The 14935-nt window shown below is 72.3% G+C and carries 14 protein-coding genes and 2 pseudogenes; 3 read left to right on the top strand and 13 right to left on the bottom strand.

What is annotated here, in order from left to right; genetic code table 11:
- Window positions 1–34: 34 nt before the first annotated feature.
- From tuf to MF408_RS14560, 8 genes and pseudogenes are all read right to left on the bottom strand, one after another.
- Window positions 35–1229: pseudogene (gene tuf, locus MF408_RS14595) on the bottom strand (elongation factor Tu).
- Between the two features lie 82 nt (window positions 1230–1311).
- The gene (fusA, locus tag MF408_RS14590; RefSeq protein ID WP_275693181.1) at window positions 1312–3423 is read right to left on the bottom strand and encodes an elongation factor G; all 2112 of its coding nucleotides are present in this window, start codon (window positions 3421–3423) and stop codon (window positions 1312–1314) included.
- 106 nt (window positions 3424–3529) lie between these two features.
- Window positions 3530–4000: a 30S ribosomal protein S7 gene (gene rpsG, locus MF408_RS14585; RefSeq protein WP_136593690.1), complete on the bottom strand. Its 471-nt coding sequence runs from the start codon at window positions 3998–4000 to the stop codon at window positions 3530–3532.
- 1 nt (window position 4001) lies between these two features.
- Complete coding sequence (gene rpsL, locus MF408_RS14580) at window positions 4002–4373, bottom strand: 30S ribosomal protein S12 (RefSeq protein WP_148848205.1); 372 nt, start codon at window positions 4371–4373, stop codon at window positions 4002–4004.
- A gap of 279 nt (window positions 4374–4652) precedes the next feature.
- Window positions 4653–6083 (bottom strand): NCS2 family permease, encoded by a 1431-nt coding sequence (locus tag MF408_RS14575; RefSeq protein ID WP_240248309.1) that lies wholly within the window; start codon window positions 6081–6083, stop codon window positions 4653–4655.
- Window positions 6084–6153: 70 nt separating this feature from the next.
- Complete coding sequence (locus MF408_RS14570; protein WP_240248308.1) at window positions 6154–6687, bottom strand: hypothetical protein; 534 nt, start codon at window positions 6685–6687, stop codon at window positions 6154–6156.
- A 1-nt stretch (window position 6688) separates the two neighbouring features.
- On the bottom strand, window positions 6689–8008 hold the full coding sequence (locus MF408_RS14565) for an MFS transporter (protein ID WP_275693482.1): 1320 nt from the start codon (window positions 8006–8008) through the stop codon (window positions 6689–6691).
- 141 nt (window positions 8009–8149) lie between these two features.
- The gene (locus tag MF408_RS14560; protein WP_240248306.1) at window positions 8150–8599 is read right to left on the bottom strand and encodes a MarR family transcriptional regulator; all 450 of its coding nucleotides are present in this window, start codon (window positions 8597–8599) and stop codon (window positions 8150–8152) included.
- 90 nt (window positions 8600–8689) lie between these two features.
- Here MF408_RS14560 and MF408_RS14555 point away from each other — a divergent pair, with 90 nt between their 5' ends.
- Window positions 8690–8980 carry a DUF2530 domain-containing protein gene (locus MF408_RS14555; protein ID WP_240248305.1) on the top strand — a complete coding sequence of 97 codons (291 nt, stop codon included), beginning with the start codon at window positions 8690–8692 and terminating at the stop codon, window positions 8978–8980.
- Window positions 8973–9599 (top strand): class I SAM-dependent methyltransferase, encoded by a 627-nt coding sequence (locus MF408_RS14550; protein WP_240248304.1) that lies wholly within the window; start codon window positions 8973–8975, stop codon window positions 9597–9599. The genes MF408_RS14555 and MF408_RS14550 overlap by 8 nt, the downstream gene beginning before the upstream one ends.
- On the opposite strand, the gene MF408_RS14545 is transcribed toward MF408_RS14550, so the two are convergent.
- Window positions 9582–10388, bottom strand: a complete 807-nt coding sequence (locus tag MF408_RS14545; protein ID WP_240248303.1) for a DUF3027 domain-containing protein — start codon at window positions 10386–10388, stop codon at window positions 9582–9584. The genes MF408_RS14550 and MF408_RS14545 overlap by 18 nt on opposite strands.
- A gap of 116 nt (window positions 10389–10504) precedes the next feature.
- Here MF408_RS14545 and MF408_RS14540 point away from each other — a divergent pair, with 116 nt between their 5' ends.
- Window positions 10505–11980 carry an MFS transporter gene (locus tag MF408_RS14540; RefSeq protein WP_240248302.1) on the top strand — a complete coding sequence of 492 codons (1476 nt, stop codon included), beginning with the start codon at window positions 10505–10507 and terminating at the stop codon, window positions 11978–11980.
- A 34-nt stretch (window positions 11981–12014) separates the two neighbouring features.
- Here the strand turns inward: MF408_RS14540 and MF408_RS14535 are convergent.
- The 4 genes and pseudogenes from MF408_RS14535 to MF408_RS14520 form a co-directional block, all read right to left on the bottom strand.
- Window positions 12015–12411: pseudogene (locus tag MF408_RS14535) on the bottom strand (cold-shock protein).
- Window positions 12412–12517: 106 nt separating this feature from the next.
- Complete coding sequence (locus tag MF408_RS14530; RefSeq protein ID WP_240248301.1) at window positions 12518–12973, bottom strand: FHA domain-containing protein; 456 nt, start codon at window positions 12971–12973, stop codon at window positions 12518–12520.
- A gap of 359 nt (window positions 12974–13332) precedes the next feature.
- On the bottom strand, window positions 13333–14058 hold the full coding sequence (locus tag MF408_RS14525) for a hypothetical protein (RefSeq protein WP_240252181.1): 726 nt from the start codon (window positions 14056–14058) through the stop codon (window positions 13333–13335).
- 60 nt (window positions 14059–14118) lie between these two features.
- Complete coding sequence (locus MF408_RS14520; protein WP_240248300.1) at window positions 14119–14886, bottom strand: protein phosphatase 2C domain-containing protein; 768 nt, start codon at window positions 14884–14886, stop codon at window positions 14119–14121.
- Between the last annotated feature and the right edge of the window lie 49 nt (window positions 14887–14935).

The following is a 14935-nucleotide window of genomic DNA, read 5'->3' as shown; positions in this document are numbered from 1 at the left end:
GGTCCGGGGCCGTCGTTGCGACTGGTCGGTCAGGTCACTTCGTGATCTTGGTGACCCGGCCGGCGCCGACGGTGCGGCCACCCTCACGGATGGCGAACCGCAGGCCCCTCGTCCATCGCGATGGGCTGGATGAGCTCGACCGACATCTCGGTGTTGTCACCCGGCATGACCATCTCGGTGCCCTCGGGCAGGGTCACGACACCCGTCACGTCCGTGGTCCGGAAGTAGAACTGCGGACGGTAGTTGTTGAAGAACGGCGTGTGACGGCCGCCCTCCTCCTTCGAGAGGATGTAGACCGAGGCCTCGAAGTTGGTGTGCGGGGTGGTGGTGCCCGGCTTCACGACGACCATGCCGCGCTCGACGTCCTCGCGCTTGGTGCCGCGGAGCAGCAGACCGACGTTCTCACCGGCCTGGCCCTCGTCGAGGAGCTTGCGGAACATCTCGACACCGGTGACGGTGGTCTTCTGGGAGCCCTCGCGGATGCCGACGATCTCGACCTCCTCGTTGACCTTGATGATGCCCCGCTCGATGCGGCCGGTGATGACCGTGCCGCGACCGGTGATCGTGAAGACGTCCTCGACCGGCATGAGGAACGGCTTGTCGGTGTCGCGCTCCGGGGTCGGGATCGCCTCGTCGACCGCGTTCATGAGCTCGAGGATCGAGTCGGCCCACTTGGCGTCGCCGTTGAGGGCCGGGAAGGCCGCCACGCGCACGACGGGGACGTCGTCGCCCGGGAACTCGTACTCGGAGAGGAGCTCGCGCACCTCCATCTCGACGAGCTCGATGAGCTCCTCGTCATCGACCATGTCGCACTTGTTGAGCGCGACCACCAGGGCCGGCACGCCGACCTGGCGGGCGAGCAGCACGTGCTCACGGGTCTGCGGCATCGGGCCGTCGGTGGCGGCGACCACGAGGATCGCGCCGTCCATCTGCGCGGCACCGGTGATCATGTTCTTGATGTAGTCCGCGTGACCGGGGCAGTCGACGTGGGCGTAGTGACGCGCCTCCGTCTGGTACTCGATGTGCGCGATCGAGATCGTGATGCCGCGCTGCCGCTCCTCGGGAGCCTTGTCGATCGCGTCGAACGGCGACTCCTCGTTGAGCTCGGGGTACTTGTCGTGCAGCACCTTCGAGATCGCCGCGGTCAGCGTCGTCTTGCCGTGGTCGATGTGACCGATGGTGCCGATGTTCACGTGCGGCTTGGTCCGCTCGAACTTCGCCTTAGCCACTGGGGGCTCCTCCTGGATGTGGTTTTCTTACCTGACTCGTACTCTGCTGGCCGAAGCCAAGGGGTGGTGCCGAGGGCTGCGACTACTCGCCGCGCGCCTTCTTGATGATCTCGTCGGCGATGTTCGTGGGAACCTCGGCGTACGAGTCGAACTCCATCGAGTACGACGCCTGACCGGAGGTCTTGGACCTCAGGTCGCCAACGTACCCGAACATCTCGGACAGCGGCACGAGGGCGCTGACGACGATGTCGCCGTGACGCTCCTCCTGCGCGCGGATCTGGCCGCGCCGGCTGTTGATGTCGCCGATCACCGTGCCGAGGAAGCTCTCGGGGGTGGTGACCTCGACGGCGAACATCGGCTCCAGCAGGACCGGCTTCGCCTGGCGAGCAGCCTCCTTGAAGGCCTGCAGGCCGGCGATCTTGAACGCCAGCTCGGAGGAGTCGACGTCGTGGTAGGCGCCGTCCTCGAGCGTGTACTTCACGTCGACCATCGGGTAACCGGCGAGGATGCCGAACTCCATGGCCTCCTGGCCACCCTGGTCGACCGAGGGGATGTACTCCTTCGGGACGCGACCACCGGTGACGTTGTTGGCGAACTCGTAGCCCGCACCGGTGCCGGTCTCGGGGTCGATGTTCGGCTCCAGGGAGACGACGACCTTCGCGAACTGGCCCGAGCCACCCGTCTGCTTCTTGTGGGTGTAGCTGTGGTTGGCCACCTTCTGGCGGATCGTCTCGCGGTAGGCGACCTGCGGCTTGCCGACGGTCGCCTCGACCTTGAACTCGCGCTTCATCCGGTCGACGAAGACCTCGAGGTGGAGCTCGCCCATGCCGGCGATGATGGTCTGGCCGGTCTCCTCGTCGGTCTTGACGACGAAGGTCGGGTCCTCCTCCGACAGCCGCTGGATCGCGACGCCGAGCTTCTCCTGGTCGCTCTTGGTCTTGGGCTCGATCGCGACCTCGATCACCGGGGCCGGGAACGTCATCGACTCGAGGACGACCGGGTTGGCCTGGTCGCACAGGGTGTGACCGGTGCGGGTGTCCTTGAGGCCCATGACGGCGACGATCTGGCCGGCGCCGACCGACGCGATCTCCTCACGCTTGTTGGCGTGCATCTGGTAGACCTTGCCGATCCGCTCCTTGCGACCGGTGACGGAGTTGAGCACCGTCGCGCCGGCCTCGAGCTTCCCGGAGTAGACGCGGACGTAGTAGAGCTTGCCGAGGTGCGGGTCGGAGGCGATCTTGAACGCCAGGCCGCTGAACGGCTCGCTGTCCGACGGCTTCCGGGTGACCTCGGTGTCGTCGTCCTCCGACTTGGTGCCGACGATCGCCTCGATGTCGAGCGGCGACGGGAGGAACTTGACGACCGCGTCGAGCAGCGGCTGCACGCCCTTGTTCTTGAACGCGGTGCCGCACAGGACCGGGTTGACCTTGTCGGCGAGGGTCGCGCGCCGGATCGCGGCGTCGATCTCCTCGACGGAGAGCTCCTCGCCCTCGAGGTACTTCTCCATGACGGCGTCGTCGGCGTCGGCGAGCGTCTCGAGCAGCTTCTCGCGGTACTCCGCCGCCTGCTCCTCGAGCTCGGCCGGGATCGCCTCGACCTCGTAGTCCTCGCCGATCGCGGTCTCGCCGCGCCACACCAGCGCCCGCATGCCGACCAGGTCGACGACGCCGATGAAGTCGGACTCGGCGCCGATCGGGAGCTGGAGGACCAGCGGGGTGGAGTTGAGGCGCTCGACCATCATGTCGACGCAGCGGAAGAAGTCGGCGCCGGTGCGGTCGAGCTTGTTGACGAAGCACATCCGCGGGACGGAGTACTTGTTGGCCTGCCGCCAGACCGTCATCGTCTGCGGCTCCACGCCGGCGACACCGTCGAACACCGCGACCGCGCCGTCGAGGACGCGCAGCGAGCGCTCGACCTCGACGGTGAAGTCGACGTGACCCGGGGTGTCGATGATGTTGATCTGGTGGTCCTTCCACCAGCAGGTCGTCGCGGCCGACGTGATCGTGATGCCGCGCTCCTGCTCCTGCTCCATCCAGTCCATCGTCGCCGAACCCTCGTGGGTGTCGCCGATCTTGTAGTTGATGCCGGTGTAGAACAGGATCCGCTCGGTGGTGGTGGTCTTGCCGGCGTCGATGTGCGCCATGATGCCGATGTTGCGGACCTTGTTGAGGTCCGTCGTGATGTCGACTGCCACGTGAGTCAGCGTTCCTTCGAAAGTCGGGGCGAGAGTCGGGGATGGACCGGTGTGCGGGCGGACCCGCCTCGGCTGCGTGCGGCCGGGGGCCGCACGCAGACCGGGATCACCAGCGGTAGTGGGCGAAGGCCTTGTTGGACTCGGCCATCTTGTGCGTGTCCTCGCGCTTCTTCACCGCGGCGCCGAGGCCGTTGGAGGCGTCGAGGATCTCGTTCATCAGCCGCTCGCTCATCGTCTTCTCGCGGCGGTCCTGGGCGTAGCCGACCAGCCAGCGCAGCGCGAGCGTGGTGCCGCGGGTGCCCTTGACCTCGATCGGGACCTGGTAGGTCGCGCCGCCGACGCGGCGGGACTTGACCTCGATCGCGGGGCGGACGTTGTCGAGCGCGCGCTTGAGCGTGATGACCGGGTCGGTGCCGGTCTTCTCGCGGGTGCCCTCGAGAGCGGAGTAGACGATGCGCTGCGCGACCTGCTTCTTGCCGTCCTGGAGGACCTTCGACACCAGCTGGGTCACCAGCTGCGAGCCGTAGACCGGGTCGACGTCGATCGGGCGCTTCGGAGCGGGACCCTTACGAGGCATCTCACTTCTCCTTCTTGGCGCCGTAGCGGCTACGGGCCTGCTTGCGGTTCTTCACGGCCTGGGTGTCGAGAGCGCCCCGGATGACCTTGTAGCGGACACCGGGGAGGTCCTTCACACGACCACCGCGGACGAGCACGATCGAGTGCTCCTGGAGGTTGTGGCCCTCACCCGGGATGTACGCCGTGACCTCGACGCCACTGCTCAGGCGCACACGGGCGACCTTCCGCAGGGCGGAGTTCGGCTTCTTCGGGGTGGTGGTGTAGACGCGGGTGCACACACCGCGTCGCTGGGGCGAACCCTTCAGGGCAGGCGTCTTGTTCTTCGACACCTTGTCCTGGCGGCCCTTGCGGACCAACTGCTGAATGGTGGGCACCTGATGGTTCCCTTTCGTCTCTGCTCTCAGTGCCGGCACCTTGCCGGGCACGGTGGTGTTGCTTGATGCTGTGCCTTGATCTGGATGCCCAGCAGTTGTGGTTGCCGGCTCCGCGAGACTCCGCGGGAACCCTGGCCGCATCGAGGGCATGCGTGACGTGCCCGGTGGCCCAGACACGGCTACCGAGATTACCGGCCGCAGGAACCAGACGCAAAATCACTGCGCAGCGGCGGCGAGCGACGCTCGCCGCCGCTGCGGTGCAGCCCGGGTCAGCCAGGGTCAGGTCAGCCAGTCGGTGATCGGGTCGATGGCGAAGTAGACGACGAACAGCGCCGAGACGACCCACATCAGCGGGTGCACCTGGGCGGCCTTGCCGCGGACGATCTTGAGGAACGTGTAGGAGACGAAGCCCGCGCCGATGCCGACCGAGATCGAGTACGTGAACGGCATCAGCACGATGGTGAGGAACGCCGGGATCGCGATCTCGACGTCGTCCCAGTCGACGGCGCGCACCTGCTGCATCATCAGGAAGCCGACGAGCACCAGCGCGGGCACGGCCGCCTCGGAGGGAATCATCCCCACGAACGGCGACAGGAAGATCGACAGCAGGAACAGGACGCCGGTCACGACGGAGGCCAGGCCGGTGCGCGCGCCCTCGCCGACGCCGGAGGCGGACTCGATGTAGGAGGTGTTGGACGAGACGCCGGCGGCGCCGCCGGCCGCCGCGGCGAGCGAGTCGACCACGAGGATCCGCTCGGTGTTGGGCGGCATGCCCTCCTCGTCGAGCAGCCCGGCCTCGGCGCCGATGGCGGTCATCGTGCCCATCGTGTCGAAGAAGTCGGCCAGGAGCAGGGAGAAGATCAGCAGCAGCACGGTGACGACGCCGGCGTTCTCCCACGAGCCGAGCAGGTTGAACTCGCCGAGGGTGCCGAAGCCGGGCAGCCACTCGGGGTCGTCGGGCCAGGCCGGCACCGTGAGCGCCCACGCGTGGTCGCCGACCGCCTCGATGACCAGGCTGACGACGGTCATGGCGAGGATCGAGATGAGGATCGCGCCGCGGACGTCGAGCGCCCACAGGGCGATCATCAGCAGCAGGCCCACGGCGAAGACGAGGACCGGCCAGCCGCTCAGGTTGCCGCCGGCGCCGAGCTGCACCGGGACGGTGGTGTTGGCGATGTCGGGCATCCGGGTCACGAACCCGGCGTCGACGAAGCCGATGAGCGCGATGAACAGGCCGATCCCGACCGAGATCGCGACCTTGAGCTGCTTCGGCACGGCCCGGAAGACGGCGGTGCGGAACCCGGTGAGCACCAGGACGAGGATCACGACGCCCTCGATCACGACCAGGCCCATCGCGTCGGCCCAGGTCATCTGGCTGGCGACGGAGAACGCGACGAAGGCGTTGAGGCCGAGCCCCGTGGCCAGCGCCATGGGGTAGTTGGCGAACACGCCCATCAGGATCGTGAGGACCCCCGCCACCAGCGCGGTGCCGGCGGCGATCGCCGCCAGGTTCGGCTCCGACCCGCCGCCGAGGTAGTTGCCCTCGACGTCGGTGACGAAGCCGAGGATGAGCGGGTTGAGCACGACGATGTAGGCCATCGTGAAGAACGTGACCACGCCGCCGCGCACCTCACGGCCGACGGTGCTGCCGCGCTCGCTGAGCTTGAAGAACCGGTCGAGTGTCGACGTACCGTCTGCCGTTGAGCTCATGGCGGCAGCATCCCAGAAGCAGAGGACCGTCCGAGGAGACCCCGTGCCGAATGCCGAGACACCCGCCGTGCTAGCGGCCCTGGTCGCCCGGGCCCGCGACCTCGTCGCCGGCGACGGGCAGCGGCGGGCGCTGGGGATCGCCGGCCCGCCGGGCGCCGGCAAGAGCACCCTCGCCCGCTCGCTGCTCGAGCACCTCGCGGCCGACCCGCCGGCGGGCCTGGGCCGCGACCGGGTCGCTGCCCTGCCGATGGACGGCTTCCACCTCGCCGACGTCCAGCTCGACCGGCTGGGCCTGCGCGACCGCAAGGGGGCGCCGGCGACGTTCGACGTCGACGGCTACGTCGCGACGCTGGAGCGGGTGCTGCGCACGACCGACCGCCCGGTGTACGCGCCGGGCTTCGAGCGCGACCTCGAGCAGCCGCTCGCGGCGGCGACCGTCGTCGCTCCGGCGGCCCGGCTGGTGGTCACCGAGGGCAACTACCTCCTGCTCGCCGACGGCGGGGTGGGAGCGGGTGCGCCCGCTCCTCGCCGAGGTCTGGTACGCCGACCTCGACCCGGTCGTCCGCCGGGAGCGCCTGGTCGCGCGCCACGTGCGGTTCGGCAAGTCACCCGGCGCCGCGCGCGACTGGGTGGACCGCAGCGACCTTGCGAACGCCGAGCTCGTCGAGGCGACGCGCGACGCCGCGGACCTCGTCGTGGACGTCGGCGCCCTCGGCTGACGCGGGCGGCTCCCCGCCGCTCGCCGAGGGACGCAGCAGCAGCGCCAGCCCGACGCCGACCAGCACCAGCGCGCCGCCGACGATCAGCGTCCAGCGGGCGCCGTAGGTCTCCCCGACCCAGCCGATCACCGGCGCCCCGACCGGGGTGCCGCCCATGACGATCGTCATGTAGATCGCCATCACCCGGCCCCGGAACTCCGGGTCGGCCTCGATCTGGAGGGTGGCGTTGGCCGAGTTGAGCAGCGTGATCGTCGCCAGCCCGATCAGCGGCGAGAACAGGACGAACGCGAGGTAGCTCGGCAGCGTGCCCGCGACGATCTCGGCCACGCCGAACGCGATCGCCGCGCCGAACAGCAGCCGCAGCCGCACCCGGGTCCGGCTGGCGGCCATCAGGGCTCCGGAGAGCGACCCGACGGCGAGCGCGGAGCCGAGGATGCCGAACTCGCCGGCGCCCTTGCCGAAGACCTCGGTCGCCATCAGCGCCGACGTCATCTGGAAGTTCATGCCGAACGTGCCCGCGAAGAACACCAGCACCAGGATCATCAGCATCTTCGGCTGGCCGCGGAGGTAGCGCACGCCCTCCAGCAGCATGCCGGGCCGGCGCCCGACCGGCTTCGGCGAGCGCAGGGCGGAGGTGTCCATCCGCTGCAGCTGCCAGATGACCGCGAGGTAGGACACGGCGTTGACGAGGATCACCCAGCCGGTCGCCTCCATCCCGCCGCCGAGGAGACCGATCAGGAGGCCGGCGAGGCCGGGCCCGACGATCCGGGCGGTGTTGAACGCCGCGGAGTTGAGGCCGACCGCGTTGGTGACGTCGTCGGGACCCACCATCTCCGACACGAACGCCTGCCGGGCGGGGGCGTCGAACGCGGCGCCGATGCCGAACGCGAACGCGATCGTGTAGACGTGCCAGGTCTCGGCGACGCCGAGCGCGGCGATCACGCCGAGCAGCAGCGAGGCGAGCGCCATCGTCGCCTGGGTCACCTGGAGCAGGCGGCGCTTGGGGAACCGGTCGGCGATGACGCCGGCGTACGGCGACAGGAGCAGGATCGGCAGGAACTGGAGCCCGGTGGTGATGCCGAGGGCGGCACCGCCGTTGCCCGGGATGGTCAGCACCAGCCAGTCCTGGGCGACGCGCTGCATCCAGGTGCCGACGTTGGACACGATGCTGCCGACGAAGTACAGCCGGTAGTTGCGGTGGGACAGGGAGCGGAACGTGGGGCTCGTGGGGGTATCTCTCCCTCAGCGGATCATGACGGCGGTCGGCCGTCGGTCTGGATCAGTCGGTCAGTCGGTCGGACTGGACCTGGTGGTCGATCGGGTGGATCGGGTGGATCTGCCGGATGGTCAGTCCGACTGGGCCAGCCGCTGCAGCAGCGGCGCCGCCCGGCGGAGCAGGTCGCGCTCCTCGCGGCTGAGCCCGGTGAGCTGGCGGGCGAGCCAGCCGTCGCGGCGCGCCCGGTCGGCGAGGACCAGCTCGCGGCCCGCGTCGGTGATCGACACGACGACCTGCCGGCCGTCGTCGGGGTTGGCCCGCCGCTCGGCGTAGCCGCCCTCGACCAGGCCGCCCACCGTGCGGGTCATGCTCGGCGGCTGCACCCGCTCGTGCGCGGCGAGCTCGCCGACGGTGAGGTCGCCGCGCCGGAGGAGCGCCCCGAGCACGGCCATCGCCCCGAGACCCAGCGGGTTGTCGGGGTGCCGCTCGTAGGCCAGCCGGCGACGCAGGCGCATCACCGCGAGCCGGAGCTCGCTGGCGAGCCCCGTGTCGCTGCGCGTTGCGGTCCTCGTCGAAGCCATGTCGTTAGCATAACTCATTAGCAATGCGAAATAATCCGCGCGGTCGGTGCCCGCCGCTCCGACCGCCCGCCGGCGACTACGATCGACCGTGTGGAGCTTCGCGACGAGCAGCCGGACCGGCACGAGATCGGCAACCGCACCTACCTGATCGCGCCGGTCGAGCCGCTCGACGTCGACGGCGTGCGCACGGTGCAGGTCGGCACCGGGCTCTTCCTGCTCGCGTTCGTCGGGCTGCTGCCCTTCTACGGCCGGCTGCGGGAGGACGACCACACCTGGCTGCTCTGGATGTGCCTGGCCGGGGTCGGCCTGGGCCTGCTCGGCGTCGAGTACTGCAAGCGCCGGCGGCGGGTCCGCGCCGAGCGCGCCGGCGACGATGCCTGAGGCGCCGCTCTCCCGCTGGCAGCGGGGCGGGGAGCGCAACCTCGGCTACGGCGAGCACTTCGCCCGGCTCGTCGCGGCCGGCGAGGACGTCGACGGCGAGGCCCGGCTCGCCGACACGCTGCTCCCCCGCCACGGCCGGGTCCTCGACGCGGGGTCCGGGATGGGCCGGGTGGCGGCCGCCCTCCTCCGGCGCGGGCACCGGGTGGTGGCCACCGAGCCCGACCCGCGCCTTCGCGAGCAGTCGCAGCGCACGTACCCCGACCTGGCGGTGCTCCCCCACGACGTCCTCGGCCTGACCGACGACGCCCTCGCCGCGGCCGGCGCCCCGGACGCCTTCGACCTCGTCGTCTGCGTGGGCAACGTCATCGTCTTCGTCGCCGAGGGCACCGAGGTCGCGGTGCTGCGCCGGCTCGGCGAGCTGCTCGCCCCCGGCGGCCGGCTGCTCGTCGGCTTCCACCTGCAGGACGGCCCCGAGACCGCTCGCCGGCTCCCGCCCGACGTGTTCGCCGCCGAGGCCGCCGAGGCCGGGCTGCGGGTCGACCACCGCTTCGGCGGCTACGACCTCCGCCCGGTCGACGACCGGTACGCCGTGTGGCTGCTGTCAGCGGCCACCGGCTGAGCGTCCGCTCAGAACGTGTCCAGGTCGCCTGCGGAGACGGTGTCGACGACCGGCGGGGGCGGGCGGCGGGGAGGTGTGGCGCTTGGTGAGCCGGACCTCGGAGTGGGCGCCGCAGCCGTGGTCGAAGGAGACCACCCGGCCGTCGTCGTTGGCGTCGCCGTTGGCGCAGACCCCGAACAGCAGGCCGAGCGGGCCGGAGATGCGCACCAGGAAGCCGCAGGAGCTGCAGGCCTCGGGCGCCGACCGGGCGAGCGCGGAGTCGGGCCCGCCGTCGCCGTCGTACCACCGCTGCGCCGCGGCGTCGCGGCCCTCGGGCGAGAGCGTGCGCACCCGGCCGAGGCCGAGGTCCTTGGCGACCTGGCGCACCTGGGCCTTCGCGGCGCTGTCGAGCTGGACGTCGACCCCGGCCTCGACCGGGTCGTCGCCGAAGGAGTAGGTGGGCACCAGCCGCGGGTCGTCGTCGGCGACGGGCAGCAGGTCGCCCGGGGACAGGTCGCCCGGCTTGATCCGCTCGCGGTAGGGCACCCAGGCGGGCGCGACGATCGCGTCGGGGCCGGGCAGCAGCGCCACCTCGACGACGGTGACCTTCTTCTGCCGCGTGGCGCGGGTGAGCGTGACGGCCCACTGCCACCCGACGTAGCCCTTGCGGTGGCAGGCGAACAGGTGGGTGACGACCCGTGCCGCCTCCACCCGCCGGCCGAGGTGGTCGCCGACGTCCTCGGCGGGCACCTCCTCGAGCAGGGCGGCCCGCGCCTGGTCGACGGCTGCTGCCGTGACGGCGTCGTTCACCTTGCGCTCCTGCGTCCTCACGGCGGCTAGCATCCCCCATCCGGGAGGCTCACGTCACCTCGGGGTCGGCGTGTTCCGCCCCGGGTCCGCTCGGGACGAGCAGGCAAGATAGGCACGTGAGCACCGAGCGTCCCGACCCCCGCTCGCCCGGCGGCGTGGGTGCGCCGCCGTCCGCGGACCACGGGCCGGGGGCCGGCACCTCCGTGCCGCCCGACGGCGGCACCGGCCGGTCGGTCGGCCAGAGCGTCGGCACCGGCGCCCGCGCCACCGCCCGCGGGCTGCGCGGCTTCGCGCGGGTGACGGGGCGGTTCGGGAAGGCGACCTGGACGCAGGCCCGCCGCGCGGCGGGCGCCCAGGGGGCGGACCGGTCGGGCCTCAACCGGCTCATCGAGCTGCACGCCTGCAACGCCGCGGGCGACGCGGCGGTCGCGATCGCCCTCGCCGGCACGATCTTCTTCGCCGGCGCCACCAGCGACGCGCGCGGCCAGGTGGCGCTGTTCCTCGGGCTGACGATGCTGCCGTTCGCGATCGTGGCGCCGCTGATCGGCCCGTTCCTCGACCGGTTCAGCCACGGCCGGCGGTGGGCGATCGGCGCGACGTTCGCGATCCGGGGGTTCCTGTGCTGGGTGCTCGCGGGCGCGGTGGCGTCGGAGTCGGTGTGGTTCTACCCCGCCGCGCTGGGTGTGCTCGTCTCGTCGAAGGCGTACGGCGTCACCCGCGCCGCCGCGGTGCCCCGCCTGGTCCCGACGGGGATCACCCTGGTGAAGGCCAACGGCCGGGTGTCGCTCGCGGGCGTCGTCGGCGCGTCGGTGTCGGCGCCGCTGGCGGGCGCGGCGGCGTACTTCGGCCCGGAGTGGGCGCTGCGGGTCGGGTTCCTCGTGTTCGCGCTCGGCACGGTGGCGGCGATCCTGCTGCCGGCGAAGGTCGACTCCACCGAGGGCGAGCAGGAGGTCGGCACCGACGACCCGCGCACCGGCCGGCGGCGGGGCACCGGCATCCCGCCCGCGGTGTCGTTCGCGCTGCGGGTCAACTGCGGTCCGCGCTGGCTGTCGGGCTTCCTCACGATGTTCATGGCGTTCCTGCTGCGGGAGGAGCCGATCCCCGGCTGGGAGGACCGCACCACCCTCCTGATCGGGCTGGTGATCGGCGCCGCCGGCCTCGGCAACACGCTCGGCATCGTGCTCGCGTCGGTGGCGAAGAAGATCAACCCCGCCGTCACCGTGGTCGCGGCGCTGCTCGCCGACATCGCGCTGGTCGTGGTGGCGGCGGTGTTCTACAGCCTGGTCCCGTTGGTCGCGCTCGGCCTGACCGCCGGGCTGGCGCAGTACCTCGCCAAGGTGTCGCTCGACACCACCATCCAGACCGGCGTGCCGGCGCGCGCCCACGCGAGCGCGTTCGCCCGCGGCGACACCACGCTCCAGCTCGCGTGGGTCGTCGGCGGGTTCGTCGGCATCGCGATGCCGCTCGAGCCGCTGCTCGGGCTGGTGGTGGCCGCGATCGTGCTGTCCGCGTGGGCGGTCTTCGTGCTCGGGACCCGCTCCCGGCGGGCCGGCGCGCCGCGGCCGGCGGCGAGCGCGACCACCCGCCTCTGAGAGACGCCCCGGTGCGGCCGCCGGCCGTCCGGGTTCAGCCGTCGAGCTCGTCGGCCAGCGCGCGCAGCAGCTTGGCGACGGGCTGCGCGGTGCGCCGGTCGGGGTGCCGGCCGTGGCGGTAGGCCTCGCCGACGCCGTCGAGCACCCGGATCAGGTCCTCCACGATCGGCGCCATCTCGTCGGGCTTCTTGCGCTTGGCGTTGGCCTGGGCGCGGGTGACCGAGGGCGGCGCGTCGAGCAGCCGGACCTGCAGCGCCTGGTCGCCGCGGCGCCCCTGCGCGATCCCGAACTCCACCCGGGTGCCGGCCTTCAGCGTGGTGACCCCCCTCGGGCAGCGCGTCGGACCGCACGTAGACGTCGGGCCCGTCGGGCTGGGAGAGGAAGCCGAAGCCCTTCTCCGCGTCGTACCACTTCACCTTGCCAGTCGGCACGGTCTCGCTCCTCCTCAGGGGCGCCGGTCGGTCCGGCGCGACCCGAAATCGTAGGCCACCAGCACCGTCGGCCACGAACGACTTGCGCCGCCCGCGGCCGCGGCGGCTAGGGGCGGGTGACCTGGATGGTGATGCCGTCGCCGAGGTTGATGACGGCGCCGGGCGTCAACGCCACGGCGACACCGGGCTTGAGGTCCTCGGGACCCTGCCCGGGCTGCACGAGCACGGTGCCGTTGGTCGAGCCCATGTCGGTGACCACCGCGCTGCCCTCGTCGATGCCGGCGCCGGGCCGCACCTCGATGTGGGTCGAGGAGATCTCGTGGAGCCGGCTGGGCACCTGGACCAGCTGCGGCTGCTCGGTCGACGTGAACCGCCGGGCCTCCGGTGCGCGACCGATCAGCACCACCCGGTCGACGACGACCTGCTGGCCGTCGGAGATGAGCAGCCGGGCGACGGCCCCGTCGCCGTCGGCCGGCGCAGGCGCAGGTGCGGGCGCCGGCGCGTCCGGCAGCGGCGGTGCGAAGTCGCTGGCCGGCGGCGGCGGCGGGTTGTCCTCGCCCACCGGCTCCCACGACCCGACGGGCAGCGGCGGGGGGCGGCGCGTCGGCCGGCGGCGCCTCGGCAGGCGGCGGGGGCGGCGCGTACGCCGGCGGCGCGACCTCGGTGACCGAGTCCGGGTCGAAGGCGGGCGGCGCCGGCGGGTCGAAGGACGGCGGGCCGACCGGCGGCGGCCCGGCCGGCGGCGGCCCGGGCGGCGGAGGCGGCGGCGCGCCCCACGGGGTCACCCAGTCCGACGGCGCCCCGGCGGCCGGCTCGGGGGCCTCGGCCGGGGAGTCGCCGTCGACCGGCAGGTCCGTGGTCTCCTCGTCGGCGTCGGTGTCGGTGTCGGTGTCGGTGTCGATGTCGGGGCCGGCCGCGGGCTCACCCGGCATCGGGTCGGTCAGCGGGTCGCCGTCGAGCGGCATCAGCACCTCGGTGGGCGGCCCGTCGTCGTCCACGGGGGCCGGCTCGTCGAGGACGGGCACCGCGACCGGCTCGTCGAAGGCGGGCACCGGGTCGGCCGGCGTCGGCTCCTCCGGCAGGAACGGCTCCTCGGCCGGCAGCGGCTCCGCGCTCACCTCCGGCTCGGCGACGGCCGGGGCGCGGAGCGGCTCGGGTGCGGCGACCGCCCCCGGTCGGTCGATCCGCGACACCCGCACCAGCCCGGTGAGGATGGGGGAAGTCGGTCTCCGCGTGGTCGGTCCCGGGCTCGACGTCCGTGAGCACCACCGACAGCGACTCCACGCCCTCGACGCTGCGCTCGACCCACGTCGAGCCGGCGCTGCCGTCGAGCTCCACGACACCACCGGGCTCAGCGGGCGCGGTGAGGACCGCGCCGACACCGGTGCCGCGCAGGAGCACCCGCGTGGGCCCGTCGTCGGTGCTGACCAGCACGAACCCGGGGAGCCGGCTCAGCCCGGACGCGAGGAGCGCGTCGAGGACCTCGTCGAACCCGGCGCCACCGTCGACGAGCGACCAGACCCCGATCACCTGGTCGCGCTGCGACTCCGGCAGCAGCACGGTGACCCGCGGCCCGAACGCCGCGAACCACGGACCGGTGCGGTAGGACCAGGCGCCCGTCGCGCCGGGTGAGCTGATCGCGCTCATGGGTGTGCCCCCGTCTCCTGCTCTGGACCCGGCTGCTGGATGCCGATGTCCGGTGGCCTCTCACGGATGTGTGCGCCCAATCCCATCACATCGACGACGACGGCGGTCGCGTTGTCGCGCCCCCCGGCCGCGACCGCGGCGCCGACGACGGCGTCCGCCGCCGCCCCGGGGTGCTCGGTCGCGAGCAGGACGCGCCGGATGTCGGAGGCGGAGAGCATCTCGCTCACACCGTCGGAGCACAGCAGCAGCCGCTCGCCGGGAGCCGCCGGGAGGGGAGTAGAAGTCGGCGTCGTGACGCACCGGTCCGCCGAGCGCGCGGGTCACGACGTGCCGGTCGGGGTGCCCTGCCGCCGCGGAGGCGGAGAGGGTGCCGGCGTCGACCAGCTCCTGGACGAGGCTGTGGTCGACGGTGACCTGCTCCAGCCGGTCCCCCGCCACCCGGTAGGCGCGGGAGTCGCCGAGGTTGGCGAGCAGCCACCGGGGGTCGGCGGGGTCCTCCACCAGCACGGCCACCACCGCGGTCGTGCCCGCGCTGAACAGCGGGCGGCCCGCCGCCCGCTGCGCCGCCTCGTAGGCGTCGATGCGCTCGTGCACGGCGGTCAGCGCCCCGGCGACGGCGGTGACCGCCGTCGCCGCGTCGTACGTGCGGCCGCCGAGGGCCGCGAGCTCCTCGACGACGAACCGGGCTGCGACGTCGCCGTGGTCGTGCCCGCCCATGCCGTCGGCGACGGCGAAGACCGGCGGCGCGACGAGGAACGCGTCCTCGTTGAGCTCCCGGACGTTGCCCACGTGCGAGGCCGCCCCGTGCCGGAGCACCGCGTCGGTCACCAGGCCACCGTCGGTAGCGTGGGACGGGTGGCGAGCGTGGTCAGGGGAG

It is taken from the genome of Nocardioides sp. TF02-7 (assembly GCF_022437945.1).
Lineage (GTDB): Bacteria > Actinomycetota > Actinomycetes > Propionibacteriales > Nocardioidaceae > Nocardioides.
The sequence above is the reverse complement of the archived record's forward strand: the minus strand, read 5'-3'. Positions and strand labels throughout refer to the sequence as shown.

Excerpts from the sequence above, each read along its gene's own strand:
- MF408_RS14525 (WP_240252181.1), bottom strand. The coding sequence starts at position 14,058 with ATGAGCGCGATCAGCTCACCCGGCGCGACGGGCGCCTGGTCCTACCGC.
- MF408_RS14560 (WP_240248306.1), bottom strand. The coding sequence starts at position 8,599 with ATGGCTTCGACGAGGACCGCAACGCGCAGCGACACGGGGCTCGCCAGC.
- rpsG (WP_136593690.1), bottom strand. The coding sequence starts at position 4,000 with ATGCCTCGTAAGGGTCCCGCTCCGAAGCGCCCGATCGACGTCGACCCG.
- MF408_RS14550 (WP_240248304.1), top strand. The coding sequence starts at position 8,973 with ATGCCTGAGGCGCCGCTCTCCCGCTGGCAGCGGGGCGGGGAGCGCAAC.
- MF408_RS14575 (WP_240248309.1), bottom strand. The coding sequence starts at position 6,083 with ATGAGCTCAACGGCAGACGGTACGTCGACACTCGACCGGTTCTTCAAG.